Raw genomic sequence first — 16,325 nt, 5'->3', positions numbered from 1 at the left:
TTTCCAACAACTGCCTTATTGATCGAAACGTACACCGTTTATATACCGCCAAGCTTTCAAGGCGGTAGCCCTAAATCAGTGATAGCATTTCGACGCTGAGGCCAAGCCCTATATAACAGGCCTTATACAGTGCGCTTTTTTACCGAGGAAGTTTACCCTGAGGTGGTTATGTCATCCCCCACGCTGCTCAACCGCTTAACGTTTCGACAGCTACAAGTGTTTCAGGCAGTGCATCAACAACGCTCCTATTCACGGGCCGCCGAGCAGCTCGGCCTGACACAACCAGCCGTGAGCGCGCAGATTCGACAGCTTGAGCAAGCGTTGGGGCAGCCTCTCTTTAAGTATGCGGGGAAAACTCTCCACGTGCTGCCAACGGCCGATACACTGGCCCTCTCTACGCGGGAAATCTTTGGTCAGCTGTCGCGGCTGCAAATGAGCCTTTCAGACATTAACGGCAAGATCAGCGGCAAGTTGAACGTCGCTGCCGTCTCCTCCGCGCAGTATGTCGTGCCCTATGTGCTGGCTAAATTTCGCGCACGATACCCGGATGTTCAGTTGCGTTTAAAGGTGTGTAACCGCAGCCAAGCACTTGAGCGGCTGGCCGAACAACAAGACGACGTGGTGATCATGGCCATGGTGCCAGAAGACGACGGCTTGGTGGTTATGCCAATTCTTGAAAACGAGCTTGTGGCGGTAGTGTGGCCAGAACATCCTCTGCTAAGTATGCCCAATCCAACGCTGACGGATTTCGCACGCCATTTCGTACTAATGCGCGAACCAGGATCAGGGGTGCGCAGTGCCTTCGAGCAGCTCGCCGTGGATCAGGAAGTGGGGCTGGCCCACCGTATCGAGCTGGGCACCAACGAAGCTATCAAACAAGGAGTCATGGCTCACCTGGGCGTCGCCGTGTTGCCCCGCTTAGCCGTACAGCGCGAGCTTGAACAGGGGTTGCTAGCTACCCTGGAACTGCCCAACTTCCCCATTCGCCGCGCTTGGTGCACGGTGTATCGCCGAGACCACTTTCCCACTCCGGTAGCAGAGCTCTTCCTGCGTTTTGTGCGTGAGCATCTGAGCGAGTTCCAGCGCCACTTCCAAGCGACTGGCAGCCCGCTTCCTAGCCATGGAGTTTCCTGCTTACCCGCCCTGTCACTGGAATAGGATCACTAGCGGTTCTACGGTGTCTTGTTGATTGCCAAATATGTTACATTATTTACAACCTACGTATCAGTTAGCGTTACTCAGGGCATGGTAAACAGTTGCATCGCGGCCACATTTTGCACGTATATTTTTCGTGATGCGTCGCTCGGATTTTCTGCTTACCAGCCGCACAGTAGAGAGGCTCTCTCCTATGAGCAACACCCCTTCCCAGCGCGTGCCCAGCGGCGAAAAATTCCGTAACGAACATGGCATGACGGTGATTAAAGATGGCATGAAGCAGCGCAAAGCGCAGGCAGATGCCCCTTCACTTGAGCGCAAGCCAAAGTGGCTGCGCGCGCAAATTCCCGGCGGCGAGCGTTTTGAGGCCGTTAAGAAAAACGTGGCGACGCACCGGCTCAGCACCGTTTGCGCTGAATCCCATTGTCCTAACATGGGTGAATGCTGGAGCAATGGTACCGCCACCATTATGTTGATGGGCTCAGTATGTACCCGCGCTTGCCGCTTCTGTGCGGTTGATACTGGCAACCCTAAAGGTTGGCTGGATCACGAAGAGCCGGAAAATACCGCCAAATCCGTCGAGCTAATGGGTCTTCGCTATATCGTGCTGACCTCAGTAGACCGTGACGATCTAGACGATGGTGGCGCCACCCACTACGCCAACTGTATTCGCGCCATTAAAGCGCGCACGCCGGAGGTGGTTGTTGAGGCGTTAACGCCTGATTTTGATGGCGATAAAGCCGCTATTGAGCGCGTGGTCGATTCAGGGCTTGAGGTGTTTGCGCAAAACGTTGAGACCGTTGAGCGGCTGACCAGCAAAGTGCGCGACCCTCGCGCTGGCTACCGCAAAACGCTCGACGTATTGGCCCACGCCAAGCAGTATCGCCCCGACATCATCACCAAAACCAGCTTGATGCTGGGGCTGGGAGAAACGGACGAAGAGATCCTGCAAACCTTCGACGATTTGCGTGAGATTGGTGTCGATATCGTGACGTTAGGCCAATACCTGCGCCCAACCAAAAACCACTTGGCCGTGGAGCGCTGGGTAAGCCCAGAAGAGTTCGAGCGCTATCGCGTACTAGGCCTTGAGAAAGGCTTTATGGAAGTGCCATCCGGCCCGCTGGTACGCTCTAGCTACCGGGCAGACCGCGTGTTCGAAAAGAACAACTTGGGTCTTGCCGCTCCTGCGGCCATTCCAGGTCAAGAGCCGGACAGCAACCGCATCCCCGCCTTCAACGTCGGCTAACTCGCCGCGGACTGCCTGCATACAGCGCTCTGCAGGCAGTCTTCGTTACTCAGGCACCACCAAGGTACGCTTCAGTCGCGCGGCCAACGCCTGCGCAAGCCGTTCGCCAACGTCTTTACCATTAGTCCCGTCTTGTCCATGAGAGAGATCGACCAAGTCGGCAAGACAAGTGACCTGCATACCCGCGTAGCCACAAGGATTGATACGCGCAAACGGCGACAGGTCGCCGTCGACGTTCAGCGCGACGCCATGGTAGCTGGCCCCACGACGAATACGCAGGCCGAGCGAGGCGATTTTGGCCTCCCCCATGGCCGTTTCTACGTAAACCCCCGGCGCATCGGGCTTGGCCCAGCCGCGCACTCCATACGCGTCTAGCACGTCGATCACGGCATTTTCGAGCGCCGTGACCAAGTCGCGCACGCCGATCTTGCCCCGACGCACGTCCAGCAGCGGATAGAGGACCACCTGCCCCGGCCCGTGATAGGTAACCTGTCCGCCCCGGTCGGTATTGACCACAGGAATATCGCCCGGCATCAACAGGTGTTCTGGCTTGCCCGCCTGCCCTTGGGTAAATACAGGCTCATGCTCGACCAGCCAAAATTGATCCGCCGTGTTTTCATCGCGCGTGTCGGTAAGCTCACGCATGGCTTCCCATACTGGTAGATAGGGGCGATAGCCGAGGCGGTGCAGAGCAATCGGGGCGTCGTCGCTCATGGTCATACCACCATGTGCACGCGGCCAGTGGCCTTCAGCTCGTTGAACAGTTGGCTCAACTGCTGCTCCCCTGTGGCCACGATGGTGACTCGAACGGACTGGAAACGACCATTGCGACTATCCACGACTTCCAACGTGGTCTCATCGAAGTCAGGCGCGTGACGCACGATGACTTGACACACGGTGGCTGGAAAATCGTCAGCCGCATCGCCCACGACCTTTAACGGGTAATCGCACGGGAAGGTAATTTTGGGTGGCTCTTTCGCCACGGGCTGGCGTAAATCACGCAGCCCTTGCTTGGCACCTTTTTTCATAACTCGCCTTTACATTAAGTGAATCGTTGGGCTAATCCCAATAAATAAGGCCCAACCTCTCACAATACAAGGCGTATGTGAGAAGCTGGGCCCAACACTGGCCGTTTAGCTGGTGAAATTACTAATCAAGTTGCTGAAGAAACGCTGCACTTGATCGAACAGGCGCTTGAACAGCCCACCCTCTTCGATGTTTTCCAGCGCGACGAGCTGGCGCTCCCCCACCATCTCTTCGCCTAGATAGACTTCCAGCGTACCAACGTCATCACCTACTGCCACAGGTGCTTGAATGTCAGCATCCAAATTTAGACGGGCGCGGAGCTCTTCATTGCGATTGCGGGGCAGCGTCATGAAAACTTCTTCATCCACCCCCACACGTAGCTCGTTGATGTCCCCGCCCCACACGCGCGGCGTTGCCAGCACGGCGCCGCGCTCATAGAGCTTCATGGTTTCATAGAAACGGAAGCCATAGCTCAGAAGCTTTTGCGATTCCTGGGCACGCGCCTCTTCGGAACTGGTGCCCATCACCACGGAGATCAGACGCATGCCATCACGCTGCGCCGAAGAGACCAGGCAGTAACCTGCTTCGGTGGTCCAGCCGGTTTTCAGGCCGTCTACGGTCGGGTCGCGCCACAACAGGCGGTTACGGTTCGGCTGATCGATGCCCGCAAACGAGAAGTTACGCTGTGAATAGATGGCGTAGTGCTCGGGATAGTCGTTGATAATGTAACGAGACAAACGCGCCATATCATGGGCGGTCGAGTAGTGATTCTCATGGGGCAAGCCAGTGGCATTCATGAAGTGGGTATCGTTCATGCCCAAACGCGTGGCGTGCTGATTCATTAGGTCGGCAAACGGCGCTTCACCGCCCGCCAGATGTTCTGCCATGGCCACGCTGGCATCGTTACCCGAGACGATGATGATGCCATGAAGCAGATTATCCACCGAAACACGATCGCCCACTTCGATGAACATCTTCGAGCCGCCGGTACGCCAAGCGTTTTCGCTGATATTGACCATATCGGTCAGGTTGATGGTGCCACGATCCAGCTCGCGCTCCACCAAATAAGCGGTCATCAGCTTGGTCAAACTTGCAGGCGGCAAACGCTCATCGGCGTTGTGCTCTGCAAGAATGCGACCACTGTTGGCGTCCATCAAAATCCACGAACTCGCGGCAAGCTGCGGTGGTGCAGGGATGATCGTTTGGGGTTGAGGGATCACCTGAGCCATCGCCGGGGCGACGACGGCCGTCATCGCTGCGAAGAGGCAGAGCTTGGCGGTACGGCGGATTGACATCATTACATTCATCACATACTTCTCACTGACAAAGAAAAATGGCGGCGCATGATACGCCACTTGGGCACATGTAGAGAGCGATTATCTCACGACAAATACTTGAGGAAAGCCTGCGCGACGAAGTTCTTCACGAGCCTGTGTCTCTTGACTGGGACTGACGGGGCCGACCTGAACGCGGTGAACGTCGGTCTCACTTTGCACTCGAACGCCGCGGGGTAACTCATCCGACAGCCGCTGCTGTAGCTGCTGCGCTCCTTCGGCACTCCCCAGCGCAGCCACCTGCAAATAGACGGCATGACCACTGCTCGGCTCGGCTGACGCTGCCCTAACAGGCCGAGTCTCAGAAACAGGTGTGGAAGCCGCAGCGGCGGGGGCCGCCGATGTGGCTTGGGGGGACGAAACGCTGCCCCCTCGACCACGCTCGGCTAACCACTGAGCAGGGTCGATCGCCTCGACGCGCACGGGCCCGGTTCCGTTTTCGAGAATCCCCAAGCGTGCTGCCGCCGCATAAGAGAGGTCGATTTCACGATCGCTATGGAACGGGCCGCGGTCATTGACGCGAACGATCACCGAGCGTCCGTTGTTCAAACTGGTGACCCTGGCAAAGGTGGGCAGCGGGAGCGAGCGGTGAGCTGCCGACATTTTGTACATGTCGTAAATCTCACCGTTGGACGTGGCGTAGCCGTGGAATTTTTCACCATACCAAGACGCCGTACCCTGGCGCGCATAGCCGCGTGAGTCGGGCAGCACGTGATAGGTTTCGCCCCACACTTCATAGGTGGAACGGTTGCCCGCCCGGGAAGGCGCTTCGATTCGCGGCTCGGCATCGGGTACGGTGCTGACATCCGGCGGCGCCACCGGGTAGGCATCGCCAGTCATCGCATAGCGCTCGCCACTGGCAGCCGCCGGAGCAGCAGGCGCGGAGCTTGAAGCACCTACCTCTCCGCCTGTACGCTGCGGCGCTTGGCTGGCACACCCGCTCACCAAGGCAGCTAACAGCAGCGAGCCGCTTAGGTAGCGCATATTGATTCGCAGTTTAGTCATGCTCAGCCTCAGCTTGCTGCTTGATAGCCTCTGCCAGTTCGGCGACTGCCATGGCGTAGAGGTGGCTATGGTTATAGCGGGTAATCACATAGAAATTGTACTCACCCAGCCGGTAGCTTTCCTGGCCATCGGCATACTCCAGCACCAGTGGCACCACTGGCGTATCGGGCGTTAAGGAAGTTTCCGTCACCACACCCTGCTCAGCGGCTTCGGCAGCCGTCGTGCTTGGGCGCACCGTCTGATTGAAGCTCAGCGCTTCAGGGAGCTCTTCAGGGCCTTCGGCTTCATGGTAAATCGCGCCGCCTCGTTGCCAACCATGCTCGGCGAAGTAATTGGCAACGCTACCAATCGCATCGACTGGGTTATTCCACAAATCGCGCTTCGCGTCACCGTCAAAATCGACGGCGTACGCTTGATAGCTGGTAGGTATGAATTGAGGGTAGCCCATGGCCCCTGCATAGGAGCCGTAGAGCGACTCGGGTGCCACCTCTTGCTGATAGGCGATGGTCAAAAAGGCCGCTAGCTCGCCGCGAAAGAAATCGCCGCGTACCGGGTGGTGGAATGCCAGCGTGGCGAGAGAGTCCAACACTTTATGACGCCCTTTGTGGCGACCGTAGTAGGTCTCTACACCCATGATGGCGGTAATCACTTCCGGCGGCACACCGTATTCCGACTCGGCACGCGCCAGCGCATCGGCATGGGCCTTCATGAACGCAACCCCTTCGTCGATACGCTGCTCGGTTAGAAAAATATCGCGATACTCGAACCAGCGCAGCCGACGCTCGGCCGCGCCTGCCATGGCATCCAACACTTCCTGTCGATAGCTTGCCTGAGCCAGCGCTTGCTCCAGCCACGCATTTGGCACGCCCTGCTCGGCCAGCTCGTCAGCCAGTTGCTGGGTTTGCGGATTATGCTGCGGATCGAAACTGACCGTTTCCTCAGCGACGACCGCTGGGGCCGAACACGCTACTAGCATGGCAATGACATAGCCACCCACTTGACTTCGCGCCCTGTTCATTTGCTCACCACTCCTGTGAATTCATACTGCCACGACCTTGACCGTCAGCGTGGCAGCAACCGCCGATGGGCGTGTATGGACATGAGAATACCGAACCCCGCTAACAAGGTCACGCTAGAGGTGCCGCCATAACTGACCAGTGGCAGCGGCACGCCCACCACCGGCAAAATGCCGCTCACCATACCCACATTGACAAATACATAGATAAAAAACGTCAGGATAATACTGCCCGCAAACAGCCGCCCAAAGGTATCCTGGGATGACGATGCCAGCCATAAGCCGCGGCCTACAATCATGATATATAGTGTTAGCAGCAAGAGCATACCCACCAGGCCGAACTCCTCACCAAGTACAGCAATAATAAAGTCGGTATGTCGCTCTGGCAGGAACTCAAGCTGAGACTGCGTTCCTTCCAACCACCCCTTTCCCCACAGCCCGCCGCTGCCAATAGCCGTGGTGGATTGAATAATGTTCCACCCTGAGCCCAACGGGTCGCTATCAGGGTCTAAAAATGTCAGTACCCGCTGGCGCTGGTAGTTGTGCATGTTCATCCATAGTACCGGCAGGCCCGCCGCGCCCAGGGCCGCGACCAAGCCAATGAGCTTCCAAGAGAGCCCAGCCAGAAGCACCACAATCACCGCAGCACTAGCCACCAGCAGCGATGTCCCAAGGTCAGGCTGGATAGCCGTGAGCACCACGGGCACGCCGATAATCACCGCACACACCACAATATCACGCAGCCTAGGCGGCAACTGGCAGCGATTTAAGTAAGCGGCCACCATGAGCGGTACGGCCAACTTCATCATCTCAGAGGGCTGAAAACGGATGACCCCCGGAATTTCCAGCCAACGCTTGGCGCCCATACCTACATCGCCGACAACTTCAACCGCCAACAGCATCGCTAGCCCAGCACCGTAAGCCAGCGGGGCCCAGCGTAAAAAAGTTGAAGGGGAAAATTGTGCAATAATCACCATGCCAGAAAGCGCAATACCAAAGCGCATGGCTTGGGCAATCACGGTGTCGATACGCTGCCCGGAAGCGCTGTAAAGCACCACCAAACCGCCACCCATCAACACCAACAGCATCCCTAGCAGCCAAGGGTCGAGGTGGATACGCTCCCAAATACTTTTGCGACGGGCAATACCGCTATCAGGCGGGCGTACCGGATAACGGCGCAGCGAGCGGGTAATCAGTTGCCAAGGCATCGCTAGTTACCCTCCACGTTGGCGGTATCTTCCTCTAACACCTCTTTGACTTCCTCGGCCTCGGGGGCCTCATCTTCGAGCAGCCAAGCATCCGTCATCGCCCGCGCCAAATGCGCGGCATGAGTGCTGCCACCCCCCGCGTTTTCAACGATGACCGATACCGCAATTTTCGGTTCTTCAATGGGCGCAAAAGCCATAAAGAGCGCGTGGTCTCGTAGCCGCTCCTCTAACTCCTCCGCGTTGTAACGCTGATCCTGGCCGAGCGAGAACACCTGGGCCGTGCCTGACTTGCCCCCCATGCGATACTCGAGCCCTACCCCAGTTCGACGCGCCGTACCCTCGCTGCCACTGAGCACTTTTTCCATACCGCTATATACCCGATCCCACCAGTTATCGTTGGCCAGCTGAATATCGGGGAGCGTATCGGGTAGTTCTGCGGGCACTGGCTCTTCACCAATACGCAGGGCAAGGCGAGGCTTCACCCAGTGCCCACGGTTTGCCAACGCGGCAGTGGCGCTGGCCAATTGCAGAGGTGTGACCTGCCAGTAGCCTTGGCCAATCCCCACCGATAGCGTTTCACCGGGGTACCAGGGCTGGTTGAAACGTGCTCGCTTCCAGTCTCGGGAGGGCATGAGTCCAGTGCTTTCCCCCTGCACATCGTGGGCAACACGCTGGCCAAAACCAAAGTTGCTCATACGCTCATGGAGCTTATCAATGCCGAGGTCATGAGCCAGCGTGTAGTAGTAGGTGTTGTTGGAGACCGCTATCGAGCGCTCCATATCGACACGGCCATGCCCCCAGCGCAGCCAGTTACGGTAGCGTCGGGAGTCGTTTGGTAGCTGATAAAAGCCGGGGTCATTAATGGTGCTGTCGGGGGTAATGACCCCTTCCACCAAACCTGCCAGGGCCAGAAACGGCTTGATGGTGGAGCCTGGCGGGTAGTGTCCTCGAATGGCACGGTTAAACAGTGGGAGGTCGATATCTTCCTGCAGTGCTCGATAAGAGGCTACGTCGATCCCGGTCACAAACTGGTTGCTATCAAACCCCGGGGTCGACACCATCGCCAGAATCTCACCAGTATTTGGCACAATAGCCACAATAGAGCCACGCCGACCATCCAAAAGCTCGTAAGCCAGCATCTGCAGGGAACGGTCGAGAGTAAGCGTTAAGTTAGCGCCGGGCACCGGGTCAGTACGGCCAAGCTCGCGAAGCACGCGACCACGGGCGTTGGTCTCTACCTTGCGTAGGCCCGCCTCTCCATGTAGCTCGGTTTCGTAAAAACGCTCGACACCGGTCTTGCCAATAAAGTGCGTGCCCGCGTAGCGGCCTGGGTCTAAGTCCTGTAGCTCTTCGGCGTTAATACGTCCCACATACCCCAGAGCATGAGCCATGACTTCAGCATCGGGATAGTAGCGCAACAGCTGGGCTTCCACTTCAACACCAGGCAGCCGGTGGCGGTTAACGGCCAGTCGCGCAATCTGCTCTTCGCTTAAGTCACTCATCAGCAGCGCAGGTTGAAAAGGACGCTGACGCTGCCGCGAGCGCACCTGAAATGCCTCTATCTCTTCCTCAGGCAGCTCTAATAAATCGACGATCAGGGCCAGAGTGTCGTCTAGATCATCGACACGCTCACGCACCAGGGTCAGGTTGTAGGTAGGACGGTTTTCCGCCAGCAGCGTACCGTTACGATCGTAGATAAGCCCGCGGTTAGGCGGCAGAGGCTCGACGCGTACCCGGTTCTTCTCGGAGCGCGTGCTGTATAAATCGTGTTGAACGATTTGCAAATAGCCAAGGCGGCTTACCAGCAAGCTCGTCAACACAATCACTACCAAGACAGCAAGCAGCGCCCTGACACGGAAAATACGCAGCTCTTGCTCAGGATTTTTTAGCGTGTCACGGCGCTGGGGCATGGCAACAGATGACTCTCAAATCAAACAATAAAAGCGGCGGCCCCAGTGGGGAATAAATGCAACATAACGGCTAGTGATTAACTCTGTGTTGCTCACTAGCGGTGATAGGGGTGGCCCACTAGCAGTGTCCAGGCGCGATAAAGCTGCTCTGCCAACATAATTCGCACGAGTGGGTGAGGTAGCGTTAGCGGCGAAAGTGACCAAGCTTTATCAGCCATAGCGGAAAGCGCAGGCTCTAAGCCGTCCGGGCCACCCACCAACAGCACCACATCACGCCCTTCCATGCGCCAGCCATCCGCTTCCTGCGCCAACTGTTCGGTGGTCCAGGGTTTGCCCTTTACCTCCAGCGCCACCACGATTTCATCGCCACGCAGCTTTTCACGAATTCGCTGCGCCTCTTGCGCGCGGGCTTTAGCGATATCGGCATTTTTGCCACGCTGGCCGAGCGGTATTTCTTCAATTTCCAGCGTGAAATCCCGAGGGAGCCGCTTGCGGTAGGTCTCAACGCCTTGTTCCACCCATGCAGGCATTTTTGTACCCACCGCTAACAGCCGAATCCTCATGACATCGTGGCTCGCTCTTCAAACTGCTTCAGCGATTCACTAATCGCGCCAGCGTCGCTAGGCAGATCTGCCCAAAGGCGCTCCAGGTCATACAGCGCACGGGCTTCTGGAAGCATAATGTGAACCACCACATCGCCCAGGTCGACCAGCACCCAGTCGGCATTATCGCCACCTTCAACACCGCGAGGGTGAAGGCCGGATGCCTTGGCTTTTTCGACAACGTTCTGGGCCAGTGCGGCCACGTGGCGGGTAGAAGTACCACTGGCAATCAGCATCAGATCGGTAACTTCGGTTAATTTCGCAACGTCGAGTTGAGTAATATCGCGTGCTTTAAGCTCTTCTAGCGAGTCAATCGCTAGGTTTTTCAGTGTATCGATGTGCATGACTCCTGAAGGCAACCCCTTGTTGTGGTGGTATCGAGTGGTGGTATCGAGTGTCGTTACTAACGTCGGTATTTCGAGTGGCATCAGCCTGTAAGCGGGCCATTGTAACGGCTTCTTTCACGACTGCCAGTGCTATTTATCGGACTGATAAAGCCCTTGATAAAAAATAGCCTGTTCTACCGCTTCTGGTAGTAAGTAGCGCACGCTTTTACCCGCCTGCAGCCGCTCCCGAATATAAGTGGCAGATATCGCCATTAAAGACGGCAGCTCAAGCATCAACATTCCGCCTCTCGTGCGCTGCATTAATACATCGACACTATCGACTTCTCGATTGCCGACCAGTTCCTTCAATGCTGACGGCCAAGAAGATTGATAACCTGGGCGAGCAATGACCACTAGGTGGGCCAACTCGAAAAGCTGCTCTGCACGGTCCCACTTCGCCAAACGTAAAAAGGCATCGAAGCCGATCACCATGACTAACGGTACATCGTCGCCATACTGCTGGCGGAGTTCCGCCAGCGTATCCACGCTGTATGAGGGGCCGTCGCGCTGAAGCTCTCGATCATCCGCTAACAGCCCTGGCGTATCGCCAATGCCCGCTTTTAAGAGGGCTAAGCGCTGGGCAGCCGACACCTGCGGTGTATCTCGCAGGGGCGGCTGCGGCGCGGGCACCATATGCAGCGTATTGAGGCCTAACACCTCGCGCACTTCTACAGCGCTGCGCAGATGGCCGTTGTGAATGGGGTCAAATGTCCCCCCGAGCATACCTACCCGCATTGGCCCGGCGATGCTGGGCGTGTCACTCATTGTCTAACCTGGCCGTCACCCAATACGATATATTTTTGAGTCGTTAAGCCTTCAAGCCCCACCGGACCACGGGCGTGAAGCTTATCAGTGGAGATACCGATTTCTGCCCCTAACCCATACTCAAAGCCATCCGCAAAACGGGTAGAGGCATTCACTATCACTGAGCTTGAGTCCACTTCGGCCATAAAACGCCGCGCCAGCGAGTAGTCTTGAGTCACAATCGCGTCGGTATGGTGCGAGCCGTAGCGCTCAATATGCTCAATCGCCTCTTCCATTCCATCGACCACTTTAATGGCGAGGATCGGCGCCAAATACTCCGCATGCCAATCGTCCTCTGTAGCCAAAGTGGCTTGGGGAAGTAACGCGCGCGTGCGCTCACAGCCACGCAGCTCTACCTGATGTTCTGCATAGGCCCGGGCCAGCTCCGGCAGCAAAATATCGGCAACGGGCGCATCCACCAGCAGCGTCTCCATGGTGTTGCAGGTGCCATAGCGGTGCGTTTTGGCATTAACGGCAATCACCAGCGCTTTAGCGGGGTCGGCGGTGGTATCAATATAGACGTGGCATACGCCGTCCAAATGTTTGATAACCGGTACTTTAGCTTCGCGGGAAATACGCTCAATCAGTGACTTACCGCCGCGAGGAATAATCACATCAATATAGGCAGGCATACTGATCATTTCACCTACGGCCGCACGGTCGGTAGTGGCCACTACCTGCACACTGCCCGCTGGCAGGCCCGCATCGGCTAGCCCTGCCTGAAGGCAGCGGCTAAGCGCTGCATTAGAGGCGCTGGCTTCGGAGCCACCGCGTAGCACGCAAGCGTTTCCCGATTTAAGACACAGGCTGGCCGCTTCGATCGTTACATTGGGGCGTGACTCATAAATAATGCCGATAACTCCCAACGGAACGCGCATTTTGCCAACCTGAATGCCGCTGGGGCGGTAGCTCATGCCGTCAATCTCACCCACCGGATCGGGTAGCGCTGCCACTTGGCGAAGACCTTCAATCATCGCGTCAATGCGCTGGTCATTCAGGGCCAGCCGGTCTAGCAGTGCATTGTCTAGCCCATTGTCACGCCCACGCTGCATGTCCTCGGCATTGGCCTGTAGAATATCACTGCGTGCCGCCGCCACACGCTGCGCCATTGCCCCAAGCGCTTGATTCTTAATGTGGGTATTGGCACGTCGCAATGCGCTTGCCGCTGCCCGAGCGCCCTGCCCCAGGGCCTGCATATACGCGGGCACATCCCCGGCAGCCAAATGGTGTTGGGCGTCTTCTTGGAATGCATCAGAACCGCGCATACTATCTCCCTGTGTTGTGGTCAGCGTTGCTAAGTGAAGTGGGCTTATATTACGCCATTTGGGCATTATACTGAGTGATTCAAAGGACTAGGCCAAGCAATGCATTATGCGACTGCTAAATAGGCCAACCGCCATCAGGTAAATAGTAAGCCACCATGCAAAGCAAATACAAAATCAGCCTGCTAAGAGCCAGTCTACTCGCCGCTGCCGTGGCGCTGGCTTTATGGACGCCCATGGCACCGCCAGCAGCTGCCCTGTTGCTCTGGCTGTCGGTTGGTTGGCTCTTTATTACGGCGCTGGTACTGGATTTTAGCCATCGCCGCTCTCCTGGGCTGCCCTGGCAGATGCTCGCTGGAACGCTACTACTAGGGTTAATTGCCGCCGCACCTGAGCGGCATGCGCTGCTTATTTGGGCATGGGGAGCAGTGTTTATGCTGCCTCAACATCGCTGGGCCGCCATTTTTAATGCATGCGCGGCCATGCTTAGCTGCTTACTACTCGCTCCCGTGGTGAGCCTACCGGAGTGGCTCCTAATGGTTTTATCGCTGGCAACACTCAGCGTACTGGCCCTTTCACGCACTCACCAGTTAATTAATATGAATGGCGATATACGCCAACGCCTAAGGCTAGTACCAGGAGCAAACCTATGGGCAGGCGAGCAGCTCTTACGCGATTTACTGCGAGAACAAACCCGCTCAGAGCGGGAAGCTATCCATGCCGAAGTGTTAGTCATTCAAGTAAAGCGTCACCAACTTTGGCCAGTCGCCCAAAAACTCTGCGAGTTGACTTATAAGTTTGAAAACGTCTATCGACTGAATGGCACGACACTCGCCACCCTCATATTATCGAGAACGCCCAAAGAGGCCGCTAAACGGCGCGAGCTCCTATGTGCTGTTCTACCCGACAGCGCCGCCATTTATCACCAGCCCCTAATGGAGATCGAGCTGGCGTCACTCTCAATCGAAGCCCTAAGCCGCTACCCGAAACGTCAGCTAAGTGAGGCCGCATGAGAGTGCAGCCACTGCCCAAGCGACTAATGACTGCGGCCTATAGCGCCAGTATGTTCATCATGGTGGGCTACATGATGTGGCTGTACGCGATGGGCAGCTACCGCGAACTGCTAATACCGCTATTTTTGGCAATGCTGTTATTGGTCAGTTTGCTGATGCATTTAGGCCAAGGGTTTCGCCCCTGCATACCGCGCATACTGTTATTGGCGAGCATCTATATTGCTGTGCTAACCGCCACCTATACACAGCCAAGCCCAGCGCCCCTATGGCTCGGCTTACCCATTGCAGCCACATTTTTACTGTTGCCGCTTTGGAGCGCGCTTAGTCTGAATATGGTTTGCCTTTCCGCCTGGTGGTGGCTAGCACCTTTTGAGACGACTGCTTTTTCACTTAGTCATGTGGCGTTAACGCTACTGCTCGCCCTTCCCCCATGGGAACATGCACGCCGTCGGGCGCTACTGCGGGCCACAGACCCAAACGATAGCGACTGTGATGCTTACCATATTGATACGCTGAAAGAGCGGCTCAATAATGAATTTCAACGGGCAGCAATGCTCAATAAGCGCTTGGCAGTCCTAGTGCTTCACTTACCACAGTTGGATATGGCAGAAGAGCAGTTTGGTCACCGTGCGCAAACCGCCTTATTGGGTGCCCTGTGCAGCGAGGTCAATAGCCGTTGCCGTGATCACGATATACTGGGTCGCGCTGGCAATGCGACATTCTGGCTGGTCCTACCCGATACCAGTGAAAGTGGCGCCTTGCTTGTTAGGGAGCGCTTACAGAGAGCGCTTTCCCGTCGTGTGCTAGTGGAAACTGGGCAACTAGAAGCGCGCATTACCACCTGCCTGCCTCTTCGCAAAGAGAGCTTCGAGCGATATGTACAGCGCCTGGAAGCGCGTGCCGAAGCTATTGCCAACGTGTAACCCATCTGCGGACGGAATCGCCCTTGTCTATCGCCGACACACTGTTATCTCTGTCGCTTTCACCTACGCTGCTGCTCCTACTGGTGCTGGGGATTGCCATGGTGGAATCTCTAGCGCTGGTAGGCTTACTGGTGCCCGGCGTTGTGCTTATCACTGCCGCTGCCTCTATGGCAGGGCATCAAATGGTCGCGCTACCGTGGCTAATTGGCGCAGCCTTCGCAGGGGCTGTGTTAGGCGATGGGCTTAGCTACTTTTTAGGCTATCGCCACCGCGATACCGTGGTGACCCGTTGGCCGCTTTCGCTTCATCCCGAATGGCTAGGCCGAGGCGCCCGTTTTTTTGAGCGTTATGGTATCTACTCGGTGTTTATTGGGCGCTTTGTCGGACCCGTGCGCCCTATTATTCCGCTCATCGCGGGCATGATGCATATGCCAGCGCGCACCTTTCTCTTAGCCAACGTAATTTCTGCTGCTCTTTGGGCACCGGCATACGTTTTACCCGGCTACCTGCTGGGCCACACTTGGCAACAGCAGCTCAACCTGCCCGCCAATGTTGAAATGGCCGTGGTGATGATGGCCGTTAGCGTCGTGGCACTGGCCGTAATGTTCTCCTGGGGCCGCGCGCAAGTAGGTCACAAGGGGCGGGTGTACTTTGCAATTGCACGTATTGCTCGCCGAATACCCGCCATGCGCCGCCCGTGGCTCGCTATGAGTCGCAGTGGCGAGGTGCCTTTAGCCTCACTCTTTTTATGCATCATAGCGCTTACCGCAGCATCCGCCTGGACACTGATGGTCATGCAGCATCCAGGCCCTTTGCTGATTGACTTGCAGGCGCAGCGACTCTTCTCCTGGCTGGCAACTCCCTGGCTAACAGACGCCAGCCTGCTACTTGCCGAGGTGGGCGATAAAGCGGGGATTATTACACTCGTCGCCCCTTGGGCACTCTGGTTGCTGTTGGTCAAACGTATTGACCTACTTGCCCATGGGGCGCTAGCGCTGGGAGGTATTGGCGCACTCAACACATTAGGTAAAGCCGTATTTGCGCGGGCTAGGCCTGACACACCGGACTATTTAGTCGGGTCGTTTTCCTACCCAAGTGCACATACCTCCACATGGGTGGTAGTGGTGGGTATCACAGCAGCCTTTGTCGCGTCACAGATGCCGAGACAAAGGCGGATGTGGGTATATTGGCTTGCCATTGCCATCACGATCCCAATGGCACTTTCGCGTCTGATCATTGGTGTCCACTGGCTCAGCGACTTAATGGGCGGTGTGCTGCTTGGTCTGGTCGTCTGTGCGCTTGTTCAGCTTAATTGGCAACGGCGTTATCGTCCTCCTTTGCCGACTTTTCCCTGGCTTGGGCTGCTGCTTGGGTCACTGCTACTCATCATTCTACGTGTTACTTTTTTCCCGCCCGTTTAAACATGGGGATTCATG

The 16,325-nt window shown here is 56.6% G+C and carries 16 protein-coding genes; 5 read left to right on the top strand and 11 right to left on the bottom strand.

Annotated elements, in window-relative coordinates; genetic code table 11:
* Nucleotides 1-168 precede the first annotated feature (168 nt).
* Nucleotides 169-1,158, top strand: a complete 990-nt coding sequence (locus tag AC13CY_RS15430; RefSeq protein WP_062359427.1) for a LysR family transcriptional regulator — start codon at nt 169-171, stop codon at nt 1,156-1,158.
* A 190-nt stretch (nt 1,159-1,348) separates the two neighbouring features.
* A complete protein-coding gene (gene lipA, locus AC13CY_RS15425) occupies nt 1,349-2,401 on the top strand; it encodes a lipoyl synthase (RefSeq protein WP_044628077.1) in 1,053 nt (350 codons plus the stop codon).
* Nucleotides 2,402-2,446: 45 nt separating this feature from the next.
* Here the strand turns inward: lipA and lipB are convergent, their stop codons facing one another.
* The 11 genes from lipB to AC13CY_RS15370 all read right to left on the bottom strand — a co-directional run bounded on the left by lipB (nt 2,447) and on the right by AC13CY_RS15370 (nt 12,956).
* Entirely contained in the window at nt 2,447-3,115 is a 669-nt protein-coding gene (gene lipB, locus AC13CY_RS15420) for a lipoyl(octanoyl) transferase LipB (protein WP_054645017.1), read from the bottom strand.
* A gap of 2 nt (nt 3,116-3,117) precedes the next feature.
* A complete protein-coding gene (locus AC13CY_RS15415; RefSeq protein ID WP_044628079.1) occupies nt 3,118-3,429 on the bottom strand; it encodes an HP0495 family protein in 312 nt (103 codons plus the stop codon).
* Nucleotides 3,430-3,534: 105 nt separating this feature from the next.
* The gene (locus AC13CY_RS15410; protein ID WP_044628080.1) at nt 3,535-4,734 is read right to left on the bottom strand and encodes a D-alanyl-D-alanine carboxypeptidase family protein; all 1,200 of its coding nucleotides are present in this window, start codon (nt 4,732-4,734) and stop codon (nt 3,535-3,537) included.
* Nucleotides 4,735-4,803: 69 nt separating this feature from the next.
* Nucleotides 4,804-5,766, bottom strand: a complete 963-nt coding sequence (locus tag AC13CY_RS15405; RefSeq protein ID WP_058577797.1) for a septal ring lytic transglycosylase RlpA family protein — start codon at nt 5,764-5,766, stop codon at nt 4,804-4,806.
* Nucleotides 5,759-6,784, bottom strand: a complete 1,026-nt coding sequence (gene mltB / locus AC13CY_RS15400; RefSeq protein WP_062359393.1) for a lytic murein transglycosylase B — start codon at nt 6,782-6,784, stop codon at nt 5,759-5,761. The genes AC13CY_RS15405 and mltB overlap by 8 nt, the downstream gene beginning before the upstream one ends.
* A 44-nt stretch (nt 6,785-6,828) precedes the next feature.
* Complete coding sequence (gene rodA, locus AC13CY_RS15395; RefSeq protein WP_044628083.1) at nt 6,829-7,989, bottom strand: rod shape-determining protein RodA; 1,161 nt, start codon at nt 7,987-7,989, stop codon at nt 6,829-6,831.
* A 2-nt stretch (nt 7,990-7,991) separates the two neighbouring features.
* Nucleotides 7,992-9,899: a penicillin-binding protein 2 gene (gene mrdA / locus AC13CY_RS15390; protein WP_483052770.1), complete on the bottom strand. Its 1,908-nt coding sequence runs from the start codon at nt 9,897-9,899 to the stop codon at nt 7,992-7,994.
* Nucleotides 9,900-9,994: 95 nt separating this feature from the next.
* Nucleotides 9,995-10,462, bottom strand: coding sequence for a 23S rRNA (pseudouridine(1915)-N(3))-methyltransferase RlmH (rlmH, locus tag AC13CY_RS15385; protein WP_044628085.1), 468 nt, complete (start codon nt 10,460-10,462; stop codon nt 9,995-9,997).
* Nucleotides 10,459-10,845, bottom strand: a complete 387-nt coding sequence (rsfS, locus tag AC13CY_RS15380) for a ribosome silencing factor (protein ID WP_044628086.1) — start codon at nt 10,843-10,845, stop codon at nt 10,459-10,461. The genes rlmH and rsfS overlap by 4 nt, the downstream gene beginning before the upstream one ends.
* Nucleotides 10,846-10,977: 132 nt before the next feature.
* Nucleotides 10,978-11,652, bottom strand: coding sequence for a nicotinate-nucleotide adenylyltransferase (nadD, locus tag AC13CY_RS15375; protein WP_228168815.1), 675 nt, complete (start codon nt 11,650-11,652; stop codon nt 10,978-10,980).
* Nucleotides 11,649-12,956, bottom strand: coding sequence for a glutamate-5-semialdehyde dehydrogenase (locus AC13CY_RS15370; RefSeq protein WP_483052769.1), 1,308 nt, complete (start codon nt 12,954-12,956; stop codon nt 11,649-11,651). Before AC13CY_RS15370 ends, nadD begins: the two co-directional genes overlap by 4 nt.
* Nucleotides 12,957-13,111: 155 nt before the next feature.
* Between AC13CY_RS15370 and AC13CY_RS15365 the strand changes: the two genes are divergently transcribed.
* Genes AC13CY_RS15365 through AC13CY_RS15355 form a run of 3 tightly spaced genes read left to right on the top strand, consistent with a single transcriptional unit; the run spans nt 13,112 to nt 16,310 of the window.
* Nucleotides 13,112-13,966, top strand: a complete 855-nt coding sequence (locus AC13CY_RS15365) for a hypothetical protein (protein ID WP_483052768.1) — start codon at nt 13,112-13,114, stop codon at nt 13,964-13,966.
* On the top strand, nt 13,963-14,889 hold the full coding sequence (locus tag AC13CY_RS15360) for a diguanylate cyclase domain-containing protein (protein WP_483052767.1): 927 nt from the start codon (nt 13,963-13,965) through the stop codon (nt 14,887-14,889). Before AC13CY_RS15365 ends, AC13CY_RS15360 begins: the two co-directional genes overlap by 4 nt.
* Before the next feature lie 23 nt (nt 14,890-14,912).
* On the top strand, nt 14,913-16,310 hold the full coding sequence (locus AC13CY_RS15355; RefSeq protein ID WP_230834242.1) for a bifunctional DedA family/phosphatase PAP2 family protein: 1,398 nt from the start codon (nt 14,913-14,915) through the stop codon (nt 16,308-16,310).
* Nucleotides 16,311-16,325: the final 15 nt, after the last annotated feature.

The organism is Vreelandella sp. L-15 (assembly GCF_056857635.1).
The sequence above is the reverse complement of the archived record's forward strand: the minus strand, read 5'-3'. Positions and strand labels throughout refer to the sequence as shown.

Bases quoted from the DNA above. Each gene is read 5' to 3' on its own strand.
- rodA (WP_044628083.1), bottom strand. From the start codon at position 7,989: ATGCCTTGGCAACTGATTACCCGCTCGCTGCGCCGTTATCCGGTACGC.
- mltB (WP_062359393.1), bottom strand. From the start codon at position 6,784: ATGAACAGGGCGCGAAGTCAAGTGGGTGGCTATGTCATTGCCATGCTA.
- AC13CY_RS15430 (WP_062359427.1), top strand. From the start codon at position 169: ATGTCATCCCCCACGCTGCTCAACCGCTTAACGTTTCGACAGCTACAA.
- AC13CY_RS15365 (WP_483052768.1), top strand. From the start codon at position 13,112: ATGCAAAGCAAATACAAAATCAGCCTGCTAAGAGCCAGTCTACTCGCC.
- AC13CY_RS15415 (WP_044628079.1), bottom strand. From the start codon at position 3,429: ATGAAAAAAGGTGCCAAGCAAGGGCTGCGTGATTTACGCCAGCCCGTG.
- rlmH (WP_044628085.1), bottom strand. From the start codon at position 10,462: ATGAGGATTCGGCTGTTAGCGGTGGGTACAAAAATGCCTGCATGGGTG.
- nadD (WP_228168815.1), bottom strand. From the start codon at position 11,652: ATGAGTGACACGCCCAGCATCGCCGGGCCAATGCGGGTAGGTATGCTC.
- lipB (WP_054645017.1), bottom strand. From the start codon at position 3,115: ATGAGCGACGACGCCCCGATTGCTCTGCACCGCCTCGGCTATCGCCCC.
- rsfS (WP_044628086.1), bottom strand. From the start codon at position 10,845: ATGCACATCGATACACTGAAAAACCTAGCGATTGACTCGCTAGAAGAG.
- mrdA (WP_483052770.1), bottom strand. From the start codon at position 9,899: ATGCCCCAGCGCCGTGACACGCTAAAAAATCCTGAGCAAGAGCTGCGT.
- AC13CY_RS15405 (WP_058577797.1), bottom strand. From the start codon at position 5,766: ATGACTAAACTGCGAATCAATATGCGCTACCTAAGCGGCTCGCTGCTG.
- AC13CY_RS15370 (WP_483052769.1), bottom strand. From the start codon at position 12,956: ATGCGCGGTTCTGATGCATTCCAAGAAGACGCCCAACACCATTTGGCT.
- lipA (WP_044628077.1), top strand. From the start codon at position 1,349: ATGAGCAACACCCCTTCCCAGCGCGTGCCCAGCGGCGAAAAATTCCGT.
- AC13CY_RS15360 (WP_483052767.1), top strand. From the start codon at position 13,963: ATGAGAGTGCAGCCACTGCCCAAGCGACTAATGACTGCGGCCTATAGC.
- AC13CY_RS15410 (WP_044628080.1), bottom strand. From the start codon at position 4,734: ATGAATGTAATGATGTCAATCCGCCGTACCGCCAAGCTCTGCCTCTTC.